We start from the raw sequence: 17,109 nt of genomic DNA, 5'->3' as shown, positions 1-17,109 counted from the left end.
AACGCTTGACTCTAAAATGGGGGCCTGTTGGCGCTTTTCAAGGCTGCCGACAGAAATTCCATCAGGCCTTTTCGTCGATCGACGGCTGCGGCGCGGACGGCGCCTTGCTGACCACGACCATGGCCGGACGCAGCAGGCGGCCATTGAGGCTGTAACCCTTCTGGAACACCTTGAGCACGCTGTTGGGCTCGACGTCTGCGCTCTCCTGCATGGCCATGGCCTGGTGCAGCTCGGCGCTGAAGGGTTCGCCGTGCGGATCGAGAGCCTCAAGGTTGTAGCGCTTGAGGGTGTCCTGGAACATCTTCAGGGTCAGCTCGATGCCTTCGCGCATCGGGCGGATGTTGACGTCTTCAGGGTTGGACAGGTCCAGGCCGCGCTCGAGGCTGTCGATGATCGGCAGCAGGTCGCTGGCGAACTTCTCGAGGGCGAATTTGTGGGCCTTTTCGACATCTTGCTCGGCACGACGACGAATGTTCTGCACGTCGGCGGCGACGCGCAGGGCGTTATCCTGAGCCCCAGCCAGTTGTTCTTCCAGGGTCTTGATACGCGCAGCGTGATCGTCGCTACCGCCGTCCGCGTGATTCGCTTCCGGGTTCAGGTCATCCAGAGTCTGTTCGTCAGCCATGCAAATTCTCCTGTCAATCAATGTCGTGGGCGAGCTGTTGTCGCGCTTCTGACCGGGTATATGGGGTCGTAAAATCACGCTTCAAGGGGCTGCAGCAGATAAGGCGCCGTACGGTGGGATCGCACAATCGCGATAAAAAACCTGGCTTCGCTCGCAAATAGACCTAAGCGGGGGCATTGTCAGCCCAACCCGAACCACTGTATAAATAACCAGACATTGAGCCTGGGAGCTGCCTTTATGTTGGTGCACCTGTCCGTACACAACTACGCCATCGTCGAACACCTCGACCTCGAACTCGCGCGCGGCATGAGCGTCATCACTGGCGAAACCGGTGCTGGCAAATCGATCATGCTCGATGCCTTGGGGCTGACCCTGGGCGATCGTGCCGAGCCCGGCGTGGTGCGCCCCGGTGCCGACAAGGCGGACATCCTCGCCTCCTTCGATCTGGCCGATATTCCCGAGGCCAGCGCGTGGCTCGCCGAACGCGATCTCGATTCCGCCGGGCCGTGCATCCTGCGCCGGGTCATCACCGCCGAGGGCCGCTCGCGAGGCTACATCAACGGCACGCCCTGCCCGCTGGGCGACCTCAAGGCGCTGGGCGAACTGCTGATCGACATCCATAGCCAGCACGAACACCAGTCGCTGCTCAAAACCGACACCCATCGCCGCCTGCTGGATGAATATGCCGGCGCTGGCGATCTGTCGCGCCAGGTGCAGATGGCCGCGCAACGCTGGCGGCAAACGCACCAGGAGATTGAGCACCTGCGCAATTCCGGCGACGAGCAACGGGCGCGTCATCAATTGCTCAGCTACCAACTCGAGGAGCTGGAAAACCTTGCACTGGGCGAGCACGAGCTGGACGAGCTGGAATCCGAGCAGAAAAACCTCACCAACGCCGAGGCGCTGTTCGGCATCTGCCGCCAGGTAATCGACCTGTGCAGCGAGAACGATTCAGGCAACGTGCTCGGCGCCTTGACCGCGAGCCTCAATCGGCTCGGTGCCACCAACAATCCGCCCCACGCCTTGGGCGAAGCCGCTGGCATGATTTCCAGCGCGCAGATCCAGGTAGAAGAAGCCGTCGGCGAGCTCAATCGTTTTCTCGATAACTTCGACGCCGACCCAGCGCGCCTGCAATACATCGACGAGCGTCTCGACACTATCTATACCTTGGCGCGCAAGCACCGCATTCAGCCGGCTGAACTGGCGCACATGCACCAGACGCTGCTGGACGAAATCGAAACGCTGAACGCCAACGATGAGTCCGTCGAGCGCTTGGGGGAAGAGTTGGCAGCCTACGCCCGCCACTACCAGGAGAAAGCCCGAGAGCTGAGCGAGTTGCGCCAACAGGCGGCGCACAGCCTGGCCACTGCGGTGGAGGCGGAAATCCAGCGCCTCGGCATGCCGGGCGGGCGATTCAGCATCGAGCTGCGCCCCCACGGCAGCAACGGCATGCAGCCCCACGGGCTGGAGCAGGTCGAGTTGATGGTCAGCGCCAACCCCGGATTGCCGCTCAAAGCGCTGGCCAAGGTCGCCTCAGGTGGCGAGCTGTCACGGATCAGCTTGGCGATTCAGGTGATCACCGCGCAAACCTCCCGCGTGCCGACGCTGGTGTTCGACGAAGTGGACGTGGGTATCGGCGGCCCGACCGCCGAGATCGTCGGGCAATTGCTGCGCCGCCTGGGTGAGCGCGGGCAAGTGCTGACCGTGACGCACTTGCCGCAGGTGGCGGCGCAAGGGCATCACCATCTATTCGTGCACAAGGTGCGCGGCAGCGATGAGACCCGCACTGCGGTGTCGAGCCTCAACAAGAACGAACGGGTCGAAGAAGTGGCGCGCATGCTGGGTGGCATCGACCTGACCAAGGAATCCTTGGCGCATGCCAAAAAGATGGTGGTTACTGCGAAGTCCTGATCTGCGGGTGACTGCACCGGCCTTTTCGCCGCGAACGCGCCCCCTTGCTCCCACCGAGTTGGCAGGACTTGAGTCGTAATCTGCCCCAGCCTAAATTCCCCCTAGCACTCAAAGCACAAAGGCGACCCTAGGGTCGCCTTTGTTTCATGTGTAGCCCCGCAACCGCGGGCCCACTCACTTCTTCTTGCGGACGTACAACACCAGGTTGTGGTCAACCAGCTCGTAACCATGTTCCGTGGCGATACGCTCCTGCAGCTCCTCGATTTCGGTGCTCTTGAATTCAAGAACCTCGCCCGAATCGACGCATACCATATGGTCGTGATGCTCTCGATCGCTGACAGCTTCGAACACGGCATGACCGCCATCAAAGTTGTGGCGCATCACCAACCCAGCAGACTCGAACTGAGTCAGCACACGGTAAACCGTGGCCAGCCCGACATCCTCGCCAACTTCCATCAATGCCTTGTAGACATCCTCGGCACTCATGTGGCGCTGCGGAGAATTCTCCAGCATTTGCAGGATTTTGACCCGAGGCAGGGTAACCTTCAGGCCGGCTTTACGTAGTTCGTTATTTTCTACCATGGTCAGCTTTCTCGCCGATGCTGCTTCGCAGCTTCTCTTAATGCGGGTATGATCGGGGTTTACGTTGTCCCAGCCAAGATAGTGGAAGTCGCCCACCGATGCAAAACACCAAGCACTTGCTAACCAGCCTCACCTTCGTGGGACTGCTCGCACTCGCCGGTTGTTCGTTCCCCGGGGTTTACAAAATCGACATCCAGCAGGGCAATGTCGTCACGCAGGACATGATAGACCAGTTGCGGCCAGGAATGACCCGACGTCAAGTAAGGTTTATCATGGGCAACCCCCTGCTGGTCGACACATTTCATCCCAATCGTTGGGATTATCTGTACAGCCTGCAACCCGGGGGCGGTGAACGCCAGCAAGAGCGCATCAGTATTCTATTCAACGGCACCGACCAATTGGCCGGCCTGTCGGGCGATTTCATGCCGGGCGTGAGCAAGGATCAGGCGATCCTCGGCCAGGACAGTGGCACCACTGTCAGCCCAGGCGCCCCGGCGGCGCAGCCTGGCAAGCCAGAAGCGCCTGCTACCCCGGGCTCGACCCTGGACAAGATCCAGCGCGACGTCGACGGCGTGAAGGTACAGGCTGTACCGACACCGCAACCGATCGAATCCTCGCCACAGTAATATCGCCATAAAAAAAGCCGGCTCGCGAGCCGGTTTTTTTATGCATGAAATTTTTCATTCATGAAGATTTTTGTTCATTGCGAGGGATCAGCCGCGCTTCTTGCTCGGCCTGGCCGTCTTGGCTGCGCGCATCCGCCGCACCTCCATAGGGTCGGCAATCAGCGGCCGATAGATCTCGATGCGGTCGCCGTCTTCCAGCACATGCTCAGCAGGCTTTTCGATACGTCGACCGAAAATCCCCATCGGGCACTCCAGCAGCACGACCGAGGCAAACTGTTCGGCCATCCCCGACAGCGTCACCGCCTGATGCATCGTGGTGCCCGGCGCAACCTCCACCGCCAGCAGCACCTGGCGATCGACATCGGCATACACCACTTCAACGCGGATCAATGCCGGTTCAGCCGTGCAGCTGCTTGGCACGCTGACAGAATGCATCCACCAACGTGTTGGCTGCCTGATTGAACAGCGGCCCCAAGGTGGCACGAACGATCGGCCCGGCGTAGTCGAACGACAGGTCGAGGCTGATCTTGCAGGCCTTCTCGCCCAAGGGTTTGAACACCCAAAGCCCATGCAGCTGGGTAAAGGGGCCTTCTTCCAGATTCATTTCAATCTGCTGGCCTGGCGTCAGGGTATTACGCGTGACCAAATGCTGACTGAGGCCGCCCTTGGCTACCTCGAGGCTGGCAACCATCAAGACGTCGGTGCTCTCACGCACCTTGGTTGTCGAGCACCACGGCAAGAACTCGGGATAGCGCGCCACGTCGTTGACCAGATCATAGAGCGCCTGGGCTGGGTAAGGGAGCAAGGCGGAGCGTTGGATATGGGTAGTCATTCAGGCGTCACTTCCAAAAGCTGAGCGGCAGATCAGGGAGAATGCCGGGGGCGCCATCGAGCGCTGCGAGAAAATGTTCATGGCGGTATTGTCCGGTATTAATCTCACTCGCTCAAGCATGCAGCATCCCGGTAGCCGACGACGCGCGGACTCCCTATAATGCCCGCCCTATGGCCAAACAAAAGAAACACCCGGAAGGGACAATCGCGCAAAACAAAAAAGCGCGACACGATTACTTCATCGAGCACAGGTTCGAGGCCGGTATGGTCCTCGCCGGCTGGGAAGTGAAAAGCCTGCGTGCAGGCAAAGCCCAGTTGGTGGACAGCTACGTGCTGCTCAAGGACGGCGAAGCCTGGTTGCTCGGCAGCCACTTCTCGCCCTTGTCCACCGCCAGCACTCACGTGATTGCCGACCCGGTACGCACGCGCAAGCTGCTGCTCAACAAAAAAGAGCTCGATCGCCTCAACACTGCGGTGCAGCAAAAGGGCTACGCCTGCGTTGCGCTGTCGCTGTATTGGAGCAAGCACCTGATCAAGTGCGAAATCGCGCTAGGCAAGGGCAAGAAGGAATACGACAAGCGCCACACCGAGCGCGAACGCGACTCCGACCGCGAGCTGCAACGCGCCGTGCGGACGAAGGGCAAGGACGACTGAGTCCACGCGGCTCTGCGCGATAGCTCTTTGTCCATAGGCCATACCGGCCCCTTCGCGGGCAAGCCTTGCTCCCACAGCCGTACAGTGCTGTAACTGTACACTTCGTGGGAGCAAGGCTTGCCCGCGAAGACGCCTGTCCGATCCCTACCGATCCCTGCGTTGAAACCCCCTCCCCGCGCCTCACTCCCCCAAAATTGACATCCCCCGCCAACCCCCTCTAATCTAGCCCCACACCCAGAATAATTGGTCTTACCAATTATCCAGCCATGATCCAACCCTGCCAATAACAACAAGGGGGCTCAATGCGCACCCAGCACCCGCTTACCGTCCAAGCCACCGCCCAGCTGAATTCCGTCTCGCTGCCCGCAGCCTTCCTGCACGCGGCCGAACAGTTGATCCCGGCCAACCGCCGCTTCGATGACCCGACCTCGACCCTCGCCTTCGGCACCGACGCCAGCTTCTATCGGCTCATCCCGAAACTGGTCATCCGCGTCGAGTCCGAAGACGAAGTCGTCGCCCTGCTCAAGCTCGCCCACCGCGAACATGTGCCCGTGACCTTCCGCGCCGCCGGCACCAGCCTCTCCGGCCAGGCCATCAGCGACTCGGTATTGATCGTGCTCGGCGATAACTGGAACAGCCGCGAGATCCGCAACCACGGTGCGCAAATCCGCCTGCAGCCCGGCGTCATCGGCGCTCAGGCCAACGCTTGGCTGGCCCCTTACGGACGCAAGATCGGCCCTGACCCTGCCTCGATCAACGCCTGCAAGATCGGCGGCATCGTCGCCAACAACTCCAGCGGCATGTGCTGCGGCACCGCGCAAAACACCTATTTCACCCTCGCTGGCATGCGCCTGGTGCTGGCCGACGGCACCCGCATCGACACTGAAGACCCAGCCTCCCTCACTGCCCTGCGCACCAGCCACAGCACACTGCTCGACGAACTCGCACGCCTGGGGCGTGAAACTCGCGCCAACACCGCGCTGGCTGAGCGCATCCGCCACAAATACCGCCTGAAAAACACCACCGGCCTGTCGCTCAACGCCCTGATCGACTTCGATGAGCCCGTCGACATCCTCACCCACCTTCTGGTCGGCTCCGAAGGCACCTTGGGCTTTATCAGCGCCGTCACCTACGACACCGTGCCCGAACACCTACACAAGGCCTCGGCCTTTATCGTCTTCCCGGATGTAGAGACCTGCTGCCTGGCGGTCACCGTACTCAAACAGCAACCGGTGTCCGCCGTTGAACTGCTCGACCGCCGCAGCATGCGCTCGGTCCAGGAAAAACCCGGCATGCCGGCTTTCGTGCGAGAACTATCCGCCGGCGCCTGCGCTCTGCTGATCGAATCCCGCGCCGCCAGCGCCGCACTGCTACAAGAACAGCTCGGGCACATCACGGCCTCCATCGCCGCCTTTCCCGTCGAAAAACAGGTCGACTTCACTACCGATCCCGCCGCCAACGCGCAGCTCTGGGCGATCCGCAAAGATACCTTTCCCGCCGTCGGCGCCGTACGCCCAACCGGCACCACCGTGATCATCGAAGACGTGACCTTCCCCGTCGAGCAACTGGCGTTCGGCGTGCGCCGCCTCATCGAACTGTTCGAACGCCACTGCTACGACGAAGCCATCCTCTTCGGCCATGCCCTGGAGGGCAATCTGCACTTCGTCTTCACCCAAGGCTTCAACAACCCCGCAGAAATCGCCCGCTATCAGGCGTTCATGGAAGACGTCACGCAACTGGTGGCCGTCGAATTCGGCGGCTCGCTCAAGGCCGAGCACGGCACCGGCCGCAACATGGCGCCCTTCGTCGAACTCGAGTGGGGCAGCGACGCCTACCGGCTGATGTGGCAGCTCAAACGCCTGCTCGACCCCACCGGCATCCTCAACCCCGACGTAGTGCTCAGCGACGACCCGCACATCCACCTCAAAAACCTCAAGCCCATGCCGGCCGCCGACGCCATCGTCGACAAATGCATCGAGTGCGGCTTCTGCGAGCCCGTGTGCCCGTCCAAGGGACTGACCCTCAGCCCGCGCCAACGCATCGTCATGTGGCGCGACATCCAGGCAAAAAAACGCCAAGGCCTCGACACCCAGGCGCTCGAGCACGACTACCAATACCAGGGCATCGACACCTGCGCCGCCACTGGCTTGTGCGCACAACGCTGCCCCGTCGGCATCAACACCGGCGAACTGGTGAAGAAACTCCGCGCGCAAAACGCCCACAACCTGCGCACCGCCAACTGGCTGGCCGACCACTTCAGCACCGCGCTCAAGGGCGCACGCATGACCCTGCACGTTGCCAACGGTGCGCGCATGCTGCTCGGCGCACCGCGTCTGAACCAATGGTCCGCTCGCCTGAGCCAACTCTCCAAGGGCCGGATTCCTGCATGGACGGCCGCCATGCCGCAGCCACAAGACACCCTGCGCTTCACGCCGCAGCCAGCGATGGACCGCCCCCGCGTCGTTTATCTGGCCGCCTGCGTGTCGCGCGCCATGGGCCCGGCCGCCAGCGACCGCGAGCAAATGTCGCTACAGGAAAAAACCCACGCATTGCTCACCAAAGCCGGCTTCGAGGTCATCTACCCCGAGAACCAGGACAGCCTCTGCTGCGGCCAGCCCTTCGCCTCCAAAGGCTACAATGCCCCCGCCGAGCGCAAACGCCAGGAGCTCATCGATGCCCTGATGCACGCCAGTCGCGGCGGCCTCGACCCGATCTACTGCGACACCAGCCCCTGCACCCTGCGCCTGGTGCAAGACCTCAACGAGCCCCGCCTCGACCTCTACGATCCAGTGCGCTTTATCCGCAGCCACCTCGTGGACAAACTCACCTTCCACCCCCAAGACACCCCCATCGCCGTGCACGTCACCTGCAGCACCCAGCACCTGGGCGAAAGCCAGGCCCTGATCGACCTCGTCCGCCGCTGCAGCACCCAGGTCGTCGTGCCCGAAGGCATTCACTGCTGCGGCTTCGCCGGCGACAAAGGTTTCACCACCCCGCAACTCAATGCCCACGCCCTGCGCAGCCTCAAGGACGCCGTGCAATATTGCGACGAAGGCATCTCCACCAGCCGCACCTGCGAGATCGGCCTCAGCCAGCACAGCGGCCTGGATTACCACGGCCTGGTGTATCTGGTAGACCGCGTCACCACCGCGCTCACCGCGCCCTGAAACAGGGCACGAACGCCACAAGATGGCGATCTCACATTATCCGCGCAAAAAGATAGAACCCCTGCAAAACCTCGGAGTCAACACCATTAAGCCCCACTGGATGGGGCTATTTCGAACTCCGGGCGCGACGTCAGATGTCAGCCGGATCATTTTTCGCTTGAGGAGATACCCTATGAAGCGCACTACCCTGACCGGTCTGTTCATCGCCGCAGCATTCGTTGCTTCGCCTGTCTTCGCTGCCGAAGACCTCTGCGCCGGCAACATCAAGAAAATCGAAAACGAGCAAGCCACGTCCAGCGCCGCGACCGCCGATGGCGGTGTCGATTACAAAGCCTCCATCGCAGCGGCAAAGAAAGAGCAGGCTGCAGGTGACAAAAAAGGCTGCATCACCACCACCACCAAAACCTTGAGCGACATCGCCAAGAGCAAGAAAGGCGGCGCTGCCGGCAATTAATGCCGCGGAGGCGTCCTGAGCCGCTGTCGCCAGGGCGCGAGAAGACGACTGTCGACTCGTCGCCCGCTTTCGCGTACACTGGCTTCCTGCTGCGAAATCAGCAGGTTATGGGGTCGATCAGGATTCGACGCCGGTAGTGAAACTTTAGGTGCATGCCGAGTTGGTAACAGAACTCGTAAATCCACTGTTGCAACTTTTATAGTTGCCAATGACGAAACCTACGGCCAGGAATTCGCACTCGCCGCTTAATTGCGACGACTAGAGCCTGAGCTTCTGGTCACTTCGGTGCCAGCAATCACTAGAGGATGCCTGTAAACTCGAAGTGATTGTCATGCAGAACAGGATCGCCGTGCAGTACGTTGTGGACGAATCGGCTAAAACTTACACAACTCGCCCAAAGCACCCTGCCCCTCGGGCGGCCGCGGGTTAACTTAGTAGAACGGGCTAAGCATGTAGTACCGACAGCGGAGCACTGGCGGACGGGGGTTCAAATCCCCCCGGCTCCACCAAACAAGCGTTACAAATCAGGCACTTAGCGAATCTCGCAAGTGCCTTTTTTGTGTCTGAATGGGCTGTTTTGGCTCGGTTATGCCAGCTTAATGACAGCTTTTGTAGTGAGCTTGTAGTGCTGCGCATATGCTTGCCACTCATGGCCACCTTGCTCGGCGGGAGCGTTGCAGTAGCAAGTCGCTATGGATCTGCCCGTCGCGAGTCAATTCGCATCTGGCGCCACTCCAGAACCTCGCCCCTGACCCAGGCAACCGCACGATCTCCCAGGCTCACCTGGTGAGGAAAATCGCCAGTGCTTATCATCTTGTAGATCATCGAAGCGCTGATACCCGTTAGCTTCTTCACCTCTGGCAACCTGATAAGGTCTGACGCAGATTCGTTCGGTACGAAGGTCGGCTTCGGCAACTCATGTGACGGCACCGCCGCTGAATTGAAGGGTAGCCTCTTGGATTGCATTAGCTGTTCCGATTTTGCTTTCTCGCACTGAGCATCCAAATATGCCGCCAGGGCCATGAGATGCACAGCGCTTGCGGCTTTCTCGCTGTCGTCGACACGCATCAATGGCAGATCGATCTCACCGGCATCGATCTTCAATCTCAATTTTGCCGGCGTCAGGTGGCTGAAGTAGTCTGCACACACGCGCTCTAGCGGAATGACCGCCCGGGCGCCGTACTGAGCCATGAGCAAAAAGGCTGTGTTCATTTAGTCCTCCGTAGGCCTGAATGATAGAAATGCAGCTCCACCCGCTTCTTGAGCAACCGCAAGCGTATTGCTGCGCACCAGCTATAGTAGATTTTCAACCATCAAGGAGAAGGGCATGGCTAACGGAATTTTTCACGTCAACTTCAAGGCCAGTACGGGCGATCACGGCGACGGCTTAGTCGTGGTGAAGGATGGCTCGGTCAACGGCGGGGATGCAAATTTTCTGTACCAAGGCAAGGTTCCTACCGCATCCGGTCCGTTTGAAGCTAAATTCAAAATCTCGAAATGGAAAGCCGGAAATACAAACGTAGTAGGCATCGACAACTACACGCTCAACGCTAAGGGGCAGGTCGACTACGAAGGTGGCACGCTCGAACTATCCGGCTCCGTAGAGGTCGCTCCTCAGCTGTCCATAAAGATCTCTGGCAAAAAGATCTCCGACGCATTCTGACCACCTCGCGCCCGGAAAACGCCTCACAAAGGGGATAGCGACGCAAGAAAGTATTGCGCCGCTATTGGCAGGAGTTGCTCTCGAACCCCTCTACCTGCGAGACCCACCGGGCTGGAGAGAACCGGATGATGACCTCAACGACGCGCCCTTGGAGCAATCGCTCGAACATCTAGCGCAATCCTGCCTGGAGGAATGAATGGAAACGGTTAAAAATATCGGCGTAATTCTCGCAGTAATTGTGTCGGTGTTTGGCGTCTACAAAGGACTGAAGGAATTCATACTGACGCCGCCCGAAGATCATCGGAAAATGCTAGACAAGATCAAAACGTGGCTGGGCAAAACCAGCATGATTCTGGGGACAGCTCTTTCGCTTATGGTCGCAATTTTGAGCATATGGGAGATCATACTATTCGGCGCCTCTAACGCACCGATGACGCGCCATGACGTGCTGCTCGTGATTGCAAACCTCTGGAACAGCATCGCTTATCTAGGGTGTTCGATGGCAATCCCTCTTATAGCAAAGGCCATCAAGAGTCGAGACGGGCAGTATGCCGCAGAAGCGCAGACATGAGATTGGCCGGCGCCGGTATGCTGAAGAAGCGGCGCCGGCGCACCGGCCTGCATCGCTCCGTAGTGCAGGTCGGCAACGATCGCCGGCGCGTAGGGGTTACCGCCGTTCACGTGCCCGATGATCGCGGAGAGCTAGGGATTTGAACCCTACCGATGAAACCGGCCGGCCCTCACAGGCCCGTATTTGCTGGCGTTTATCAAAGCCGTATGGGCCTATCAGGGCCACCGATGGCCCCAGTTTTGCCCTAAATTTGCCCTAAGTCTTGCGACTCGCCTCAAGGCCTAACGTAGTCGTCGCCGGTTGGCAGGGCAGTGGACTGGGCACTACTAAATTCTAGATCAAAGTGATTCAGAAATGTTTCAGTCAAATGCCCATGATAATAGCCATAAACCTCGTATGGCATCTCTTTGCCTTCGGGACCAATTATTCCAAAGGTAAGCTTCCCTTCTCTAATATTTGGCCTCATCCATGCTTTTAGATGCCACTGAGGCGCTTTGTGAGTGAAGTCGCCATCAGCATCGTATTCCCAAGTATTCACCCTTCCGCTGGGATCAGCCTGATCGATTCTAGCTTTGAAGCTGTCAAGCAAACTGTGTGGCCTATTGGTAATGAAGTCGACTGCCATGTCCGTAATCCGTAGGTATTTGAGAAATCCATTCATACCATAGCAATTGGTTATCGCTCAAGACCTGCCGCCGCCCAGCAGCGTCCCCGCCGTCCTGGCTGGAGACACCCTCCCCGCTATACTCTCTGCTCCACCCAAGGAGCAGATATGACCGATTCGAAACGACCCTTGTGGACAGACATCTGGAAGCTATCCAGCGATATGGTCAACTGCAAGGAATGTCATGCAGGCCAGCACCAGGCGCACCGCGAGCTGGCATTCGTCCACAGGCCGACCTGCTCCAGCGAGGGACCGGGCCAGTATCCGTACATCGAATTGCTCGAAGTGCTGAAGATGGTGCACTACGCCGACCTGCCCCTTCCTACAGAGACGCATCCAGCCTGGCTGCCGCCGAAGGATGGATGTGCGGATTAGCTGGAGTATTCGTGATGGGGTCTTTACGGGGCCACACGGGTGTATTAACCCCCTGATCCCCCCTGGAAACCCCTCATTTGGTACAAAAAGTGGTACGAGTTGACTATTTCGAAGGTTGGCATAACGCCGGCATCCTGTCAGCATCAGCTAATAGAAAAGCTAAGGAGTAGCTGATGTCTTATGAGAACATGAAGCACAAGCAACATTATGTATGGCGTTATTACTTATCAGCATGGGCTGTCGAAGACCTAGTATGGTGCAAGCGCTCGAATAAATATTATCAGTCAAACATTAAAGACGTAGCCCAGCAGCGTAATTTTTATAAAATACATAAGCTAGGCAAAATAGAGATTGCTCTTTTAAACGAATGCATAAATAAGTTCCAAGTATCAGAAGACCTTAAAGACATCCACCGAAAGATAGTAGAGCTATTTTCTTTGCCGCATTCCGCTCAGGAGACAATTAAACTATTTTCAGAAATTAATGGAGCGACGGAAGAGGGTAACGCTCTTGCAAAAAAGACCTTCGACGTAATGATAAACAATTTGGAAGAAGAGTTACATTCGGACATAGAATCTAAGTCAGTTGACTATTTAGAAGACCTAAAATCGGAGACGTTCGAGTTCTGGCACGACCCGTCGAGCCGTCTTAATTTCCTGCAATTCATTTCCTTGCAGCTATTACGGACCAAAAAAATACAGCAAAATCTTTCGGAAATGACTATTGAAAAAATGCCCGCGCACAGTGACAGCCTCATGAAGATATGGAACCCTCTGAGGCATATGCTAGCCACCAATATAGCCAGCAATATATTTAATTCTCGATTCGAAATAACGCTACTACTAAATGAAACTTCCACCAGATTTATCACATCAGACCAGCCAGCGTTCAATTTATTTGGCACGGGACTGGATAGGTTCGATATTCCGGATGAATACGCAGTTTATTATCCAATTACACCTAGCAAGGCAATACTGATCGACAAAGGCAATGGTAGGTCCGGCAGCTATACTTCCTTCATCACACCTGAGCGAGCGTCCGCTTACAATCAACATGTGCTTGCGCAGCATCATGAGCAACTTTTCGCGAGATCAAAAATCGATCTTGATCAGCTATAGATCGAAAGGAGCCGACCCCATGAGGCCGGCAAGGTCGGTGTTACTGAGCGACCGGGGTGGCAGCGCCGAGCGCTTCCTGGGTTGCGGTCAGTACGGCTTCGGCCTCGGCCAGCTTGGCGGTCAGGTCGTCGCTGTCGGTCACGCCGAAGATTGTCTTCACCTTCTCGGCAAAGGCCACGACGGTGTTCAGGATGGTCACGGCTTCGCTGATTTTGCTGATGATGCTCATGGTGTTTCTCCAGTTGGGTACAGCGGTTTCGGGCTAGAACGCCCAGTTGAGGGAAATCAGAAGTTGGACGGCGCCAGTGGCGAGCCAGGCCTTGCCGGTGACCGCCACGGGCGTGCCCCAGGCGTCGACGTTGAACCGGCAGTAGAGATCGGGCAGGCCGTTCTCAGACGTGAACGCCGCCCAGCTTGTAAGCAGACTCATAGAGCAACACTTCCTGCGGGGTCATGTATTCCCAGGCGAAGTCCTCGCGCTTGGGGCCGCCGTTGCATGCCCGGTACCGACTCGATCCGCCCACGCGGACGCCTGCGTAGATCAGGTCCGCGCGCACGGGGTCGCAGCCGGTGACCAGCAGCATTTCCTTCAGGAGGTCGTCGCACTCGGCGCGAGGCATGGCGTTGAAACAATAAAATCCGTCATGGCCCACGCCTGGAATGCGGGAATCGACTGAGTTGAATATCGGCTCAGCGATCCAAGGGATCGACGCCAGATCGGTGACGAAGTACTTCGGGATGGTGTGCTGCTTGCCGGTCTTGTCCGTGTAAACCAGATCATCCATGAGCATCCACTCGCCCACCTTGTACGGCAGCAACGGTGGGACCATGGAGAACTGGCCAGAGCCATTGCCTACATAGGGGAGATGCCACGGGGTGGCCAGGTTCCGCATCAGGGCACGTCCTTGTAGAAAATGTGCTGGCCGATTACCACAGTCTTCGTGGCGGCGCCGGTCCAGCCAGGCGGCCGGGGCATGGTCGCGGCGTAGTAGTGGGTCGCGCCGCCGGTGGGATCGGCCATGGTGCCGTCGATCACCGCCTTCGCTGCGGCCTGGCACTTGGCAAACTCGGCTTTCGGGATCGGCTTGGCACCACTGAGGTACGGGTAGTTCGGGTCGTTCTTGTTCCAGCAGCTGAACTGATACGGCGCCTGGCACACGCCGGCATAGCCCTCGCCCCACCACGACTTATCCTTGCCATCGTTCACGCGGTTGCGGATCGTCCAGGCCACGGCAATCATGCCGGCCATCCCCTCGCCACGAGCTTCGCCCCAGGTGGTGCGCGCGAGCACATCGCGGTCTTTGTCGGTAACGGTCATGCTTTTCTCCGGGAAAAACATCTGCTCAAAGCAGGATTGTCAGAAAGTTATTGTTGGCTCATGATCGAAGCGCAAGCGCTCAAGCCATCCCGGCAAAAGCTAAATTGCCGAGGAAGTTTTCATGGAAGATATCCCCTGCTCCAGACCAGCGATCCCGTCTGCTATAAAACGGGAAGTTAGACAGCGCTGTGGCTTCGGGTGCGTAATTTGCGGAATGCCGCTCTATGAATACGAACACATGGAAGAGTGGGCAAAGGTCAGAAGACACGTTGCTGAAGAAATAACATTACTTTGTGACTCCCACCATAGACAAAGAACTAATAAATTATTACCCATAGAAAAAGTTAGAGAGGCTGATCGATCGCCTTACAGCGTAAAAAATGGGATTTCAAGCCCTTTCGACTTACACTATTCGGGAGATGAAGTCGAAGTGCGAATAGGCGGAGACGTATACACCACGAATTTCTCCAACACTCAGAAATTCTCCGCAATAGTAATAGATGGCTTATCGCTTTTAGATTTCTCCATAAGAGAAGGCAATCTTTTCCTCAGCCTGATCGCCTTTGACTCCGCAGGGGCTTGCATACTAGAAATATATGAAAACTCTTTAGAATACTGTATATCACCCTGGGATATTGAGTTTTCCGGCACAACGTTAACAGTGCGAGAAGCCAAAGGCTCAATATTAATATCAATGGTATTTACCCCACCTAACAAGATACATATCACCAGGGGAGTCCTGGGATACAAATCTACAAAACTCGAAATATTTAATGACACGATAGTTCATGTGGGTAGCGAAGCCAGATTCCAATTCAGCGGCTCAAAAATCAGAGACGCCATTATCGGAATATCTCTATGGGGCCTAGGCCCGGCCACGGATTACCAAGCATCTGAAGACCTAATTGGGACGGCGATCGCAAGGGAAGTGATTGATAGACATCGCATGTGATGTCCGCCCCATGCCGGCATGATCAGGGTTAACCCCACCACTTGTCATCGGTGTAATTGCTAGGAAGGGGTGACATATCCTTGATCCCCCGAGCCTTGTAGATCAGTCGCTGTTTGGTGGCGATTGCGGCATCCCCCAATGCGACCACTGTGGGCGCATCCATCTTGACCCGCTGATTGTCGGCAGTGATCCAGGCGAATTCCTCGCCGGTGCCATCCCACAGATAGTCGCCAGCGCCTTTTCCTCCCACCTGGGCTCGGAATGCCGCGCCAGCTGCGCCGAGGATATTTTCTCGGTCGCTGGATCGCGACTGGATGGTGTAGCTGGCGCCGTCGACAGTGAACTCGAAGCCGGCAGATACCCGGCGATCGCGCTCAGCCTCGATTTCATCACTAGTGGGTCCAGGAGAAACCCAAACCGTACCATCCCAGATGTAAGTCGAACTGAGGGGCGCGGTAACAACGACCGAATTTGAAGGGGGATCCTCGTCAGTCGCGTAAAGGTAGGCACCGGTAGTCCTATCAGCGTAATGCACTACTTCAGGCATGTTCTTATCCTATCAAGCGAATACACGGATCCGCAGGCGCCAACTTGTAGGCGTCAGCGCGAAAGCCTGGAAATTGCCGTAATTGATGGTGTAAAGGCCGGCTGCAGCGATCCGGACAAACACGGTCACGTCGTTAAATGCTGCGCCTAAACCTACAGAGTTGCTGGGAGCGCCGGCGAATTGGATCTCATGGGAAAGATCAGCTACCAGGCCGGCAGACCAACCCCCCTCATCAGTTACACACACGGCCTGGAACTGAATGAATTTGGGCACCACGCCCAAACCGTGTGAAAGCGTGATAGCCCCACCGTTCGCATAGGTGGTGTCGATGACATACTCTTTACTGAACGTGAGGGCGCTCTTGTCAGCTTTCAGGTTAAGGGCGGTCTGCTGCGCGACACTGACGGGCTTGTTTGTATCGGCGGTATTGTCGACGTTACCAAGCCCGACCGATGCCTTATCAATGGTGTCGCCCGCAGGCAAGGCGGTGATGCGACCGTTAACCCTGGCCAGAGGGCGACGGACGCCCATTACAGAAGGACCGCGTCAACTTCGCTGGTCACCAATTCCGTGGCCGACTTGGCGATACCCAGATACTGATCGGTCTTGCCGATGTCGACGGCTGGATCGAGCGGCGCGGCAATCACTCCACCCGCGAGCCCCAGGTAGTAGCTGGTACCTGGGGTAAGCGCGGTGAGGTTGGCGTTCACTGTGTTTAGACGGTAGGCAGTGCCCGAAGCACCAGAGGCAACTGCAGCGGTTACGTAGCCGTGAGCCTCGCGGTTGTTGGAGTTGTCCGCCAGGCGCATGCCCAGTGCGCCCGCATTGCCGTAGAAGTTGACGAACTTGCCGGCCGCGATGGCTTCCGAAGCCACCGCCACCGCACTGTTGGCCCCAATCCCTGTGGGCAGAAAGCTCGCGTCGAGCTTACCCGACCCGTCTAGCGCTGGAATTTTGCCGCTGTCAGCGGCGCCGGCGGAAGAAAGGATCGCGAATACTTGTTTGAGTTTCCCGCCTACGCGGGCAATGAAACCTTGTGCAGCCATGGTGT

General features: G+C 57.8%; 24 protein-coding genes and 1 other RNA gene. 12 read left to right on the top strand and 13 right to left on the bottom strand.

The genetic code is table 11. The features are described 5' to 3' along the window. Window positions 1-61: 61 nt before the first annotated feature. Window positions 62-625, bottom strand: a complete 564-nt coding sequence (gene grpE, locus REH34_RS19955; protein WP_226507102.1) for a nucleotide exchange factor GrpE — start codon at window positions 623-625, stop codon at window positions 62-64. A gap of 237 nt (window positions 626-862) precedes the next feature. Between grpE and recN the strand changes: the two genes are divergently transcribed. After that, entirely contained in the window at window positions 863-2,536 is a 1,674-nt protein-coding gene (gene recN / locus REH34_RS19950) for a DNA repair protein RecN (RefSeq protein WP_311968943.1), read from the top strand. Window positions 2,537-2,710: 174 nt separating this feature from the next. Here recN and fur read toward each other — a convergent pair whose 3' ends face one another. Continuing rightward, a complete protein-coding gene (fur, locus tag REH34_RS19945) occupies window positions 2,711-3,118 on the bottom strand; it encodes a ferric iron uptake transcriptional regulator (protein ID WP_311972123.1) in 408 nt (135 codons plus the stop codon). A 98-nt stretch (window positions 3,119-3,216) separates the two neighbouring features. Here fur and REH34_RS19940 point away from each other — a divergent pair, with 98 nt between their 5' ends. Further along, a complete protein-coding gene (locus REH34_RS19940) occupies window positions 3,217-3,744 on the top strand; it encodes an outer membrane protein assembly factor BamE (protein WP_226507104.1) in 528 nt (175 codons plus the stop codon). Window positions 3,745-3,831: 87 nt separating this feature from the next. On the opposite strand, the gene REH34_RS19935 is transcribed toward REH34_RS19940, so the two are convergent. Together REH34_RS19935 and REH34_RS19930 are read right to left on the bottom strand one after the other, a co-directional pair. Next, window positions 3,832-4,179: an RnfH family protein gene (locus tag REH34_RS19935; protein WP_311968942.1), complete on the bottom strand. Its 348-nt coding sequence runs from the start codon at window positions 4,177-4,179 to the stop codon at window positions 3,832-3,834. Further along, the gene (locus REH34_RS19930; RefSeq protein WP_311968941.1) at window positions 4,142-4,576 is read right to left on the bottom strand and encodes a type II toxin-antitoxin system RatA family toxin; all 435 of its coding nucleotides are present in this window, start codon (window positions 4,574-4,576) and stop codon (window positions 4,142-4,144) included. The genes REH34_RS19935 and REH34_RS19930 overlap by 38 nt, the downstream gene beginning before the upstream one ends. Window positions 4,577-4,746: 170 nt before the next feature. Between REH34_RS19930 and smpB the strand changes: the two genes are divergently transcribed. The 4 genes from smpB to ssrA all read left to right on the top strand — a co-directional run bounded on the left by smpB (window position 4,747) and on the right by ssrA (window position 9,359). Beyond that, entirely contained in the window at window positions 4,747-5,229 is a 483-nt protein-coding gene (smpB, locus tag REH34_RS19925; protein WP_226507107.1) for an SsrA-binding protein SmpB, read from the top strand. A gap of 302 nt (window positions 5,230-5,531) precedes the next feature. Continuing rightward, the gene (locus REH34_RS19920) at window positions 5,532-8,396 is read left to right on the top strand and encodes an FAD-binding and (Fe-S)-binding domain-containing protein (protein WP_311968940.1); all 2,865 of its coding nucleotides are present in this window, start codon (window positions 5,532-5,534) and stop codon (window positions 8,394-8,396) included. Window positions 8,397-8,568: 172 nt separating this feature from the next. Next, complete coding sequence (locus tag REH34_RS19915) at window positions 8,569-8,850, top strand: hypothetical protein (protein WP_226507109.1); 282 nt, start codon at window positions 8,569-8,571, stop codon at window positions 8,848-8,850. A 109-nt stretch (window positions 8,851-8,959) separates the two neighbouring features. Further along, window positions 8,960-9,359: a transfer-messenger RNA gene (gene ssrA, locus REH34_RS19910) on the top strand. 181 nt (window positions 9,360-9,540) lie between these two features. On the opposite strand, the gene REH34_RS30285 is transcribed toward ssrA, so the two are convergent. Then, window positions 9,541-10,062, bottom strand: coding sequence for a pyocin activator PrtN family protein (locus REH34_RS30285; RefSeq protein WP_409373153.1), 522 nt, complete (start codon window positions 10,060-10,062; stop codon window positions 9,541-9,543). A 115-nt stretch (window positions 10,063-10,177) separates the two neighbouring features. Here REH34_RS30285 and REH34_RS19895 point away from each other — a divergent pair, with 115 nt between their 5' ends. The 3 genes from REH34_RS19895 (at window position 10,178) to REH34_RS19885 (ending at window position 11,227) form a co-directional block, all read left to right on the top strand. Beyond that, entirely contained in the window at window positions 10,178-10,513 is a 336-nt protein-coding gene (locus tag REH34_RS19895) for a GrlR family regulatory protein (protein WP_311968939.1), read from the top strand. 196 nt (window positions 10,514-10,709) lie between these two features. Then, window positions 10,710-11,084, top strand: a complete 375-nt coding sequence (locus tag REH34_RS19890; protein WP_311968938.1) for a hypothetical protein — start codon at window positions 10,710-10,712, stop codon at window positions 11,082-11,084. Further along, the gene (locus REH34_RS19885) at window positions 11,081-11,227 is read left to right on the top strand and encodes a hypothetical protein (protein ID WP_311968937.1); all 147 of its coding nucleotides are present in this window, start codon (window positions 11,081-11,083) and stop codon (window positions 11,225-11,227) included. The genes REH34_RS19890 and REH34_RS19885 overlap by 4 nt, the downstream gene beginning before the upstream one ends. Window positions 11,228-11,358: 131 nt before the next feature. Here REH34_RS19885 and REH34_RS19880 read toward each other — a convergent pair whose 3' ends face one another. Further along, on the bottom strand, window positions 11,359-11,709 hold the full coding sequence (locus REH34_RS19880) for a hypothetical protein (RefSeq protein WP_311968936.1): 351 nt from the start codon (window positions 11,707-11,709) through the stop codon (window positions 11,359-11,361). A 147-nt stretch (window positions 11,710-11,856) separates the two neighbouring features. On the opposite strand from REH34_RS19880, the gene REH34_RS19875 reads away from it, so the two are divergent. Both REH34_RS19875 and REH34_RS19870 read left to right on the top strand, forming a co-directional pair. Further along, window positions 11,857-12,123, top strand: a complete 267-nt coding sequence (locus REH34_RS19875; RefSeq protein ID WP_311968935.1) for a hypothetical protein — start codon at window positions 11,857-11,859, stop codon at window positions 12,121-12,123. Between the two features lie 173 nt (window positions 12,124-12,296). Further along, entirely contained in the window at window positions 12,297-13,241 is a 945-nt protein-coding gene (locus REH34_RS19870; RefSeq protein WP_311968934.1) for a DUF4238 domain-containing protein, read from the top strand. Window positions 13,242-13,281: 40 nt separating this feature from the next. Here REH34_RS19870 and REH34_RS19865 read toward each other — a convergent pair whose 3' ends face one another. From REH34_RS19865 to REH34_RS19850, 4 genes are read right to left on the bottom strand one after another with little or no spacing between them, the layout of a single operon-like run. Continuing rightward, window positions 13,282-13,470: a hypothetical protein gene (locus tag REH34_RS19865; RefSeq protein ID WP_311968933.1), complete on the bottom strand. Its 189-nt coding sequence runs from the start codon at window positions 13,468-13,470 to the stop codon at window positions 13,282-13,284. 33 nt (window positions 13,471-13,503) lie between these two features. After that, the gene (locus tag REH34_RS19860; protein ID WP_311968932.1) at window positions 13,504-13,671 is read right to left on the bottom strand and encodes a hypothetical protein; all 168 of its coding nucleotides are present in this window, start codon (window positions 13,669-13,671) and stop codon (window positions 13,504-13,506) included. After that, window positions 13,634-14,134, bottom strand: coding sequence for a DUF1353 domain-containing protein (locus REH34_RS19855; RefSeq protein ID WP_311968931.1), 501 nt, complete (start codon window positions 14,132-14,134; stop codon window positions 13,634-13,636). The genes REH34_RS19860 and REH34_RS19855 overlap by 38 nt, the downstream gene beginning before the upstream one ends. Next, window positions 14,134-14,559, bottom strand: coding sequence for a cell wall hydrolase (locus REH34_RS19850; RefSeq protein WP_311968930.1), 426 nt, complete (start codon window positions 14,557-14,559; stop codon window positions 14,134-14,136). The genes REH34_RS19855 and REH34_RS19850 overlap by 1 nt, the downstream gene beginning before the upstream one ends. 121 nt (window positions 14,560-14,680) lie before the next feature. On the opposite strand from REH34_RS19850, the gene REH34_RS19845 reads away from it, so the two are divergent. Further along, window positions 14,681-15,511, top strand: coding sequence for a hypothetical protein (locus REH34_RS19845; RefSeq protein WP_311968929.1), 831 nt, complete (start codon window positions 14,681-14,683; stop codon window positions 15,509-15,511). A gap of 28 nt (window positions 15,512-15,539) precedes the next feature. On the opposite strand, the gene REH34_RS19840 is transcribed toward REH34_RS19845, so the two are convergent. The 3 genes from REH34_RS19840 to REH34_RS19830 are packed head-to-tail and all read right to left on the bottom strand — an operon-like array spanning window position 15,540 to window position 17,104. Beyond that, window positions 15,540-16,058 carry a DUF4376 domain-containing protein gene (locus REH34_RS19840; protein ID WP_311968928.1) on the bottom strand — a complete coding sequence of 173 codons (519 nt, stop codon included), beginning with the start codon at window positions 16,056-16,058 and terminating at the stop codon, window positions 15,540-15,542. 12 nt (window positions 16,059-16,070) lie between these two features. Continuing rightward, window positions 16,071-16,589: a hypothetical protein gene (locus tag REH34_RS19835; protein WP_311968927.1), complete on the bottom strand. Its 519-nt coding sequence runs from the start codon at window positions 16,587-16,589 to the stop codon at window positions 16,071-16,073. Next, on the bottom strand, window positions 16,589-17,104 hold the full coding sequence (locus REH34_RS19830; protein ID WP_311968926.1) for a hypothetical protein: 516 nt from the start codon (window positions 17,102-17,104) through the stop codon (window positions 16,589-16,591). Before REH34_RS19830 ends, REH34_RS19835 begins: the two co-directional genes overlap by 1 nt. Between the last annotated feature and the right edge of the window lie 5 nt (window positions 17,105-17,109).

Origin of the sequence: Pseudomonas baltica, assembly GCF_031880315.1 — a bacterium.
GTDB lineage: Bacteria > Pseudomonadota > Gammaproteobacteria > Pseudomonadales > Pseudomonadaceae > Aquipseudomonas.
The sequence above is the reverse complement of the archived record's forward strand: the minus strand, read 5'-3'. Positions and strand labels throughout refer to the sequence as shown.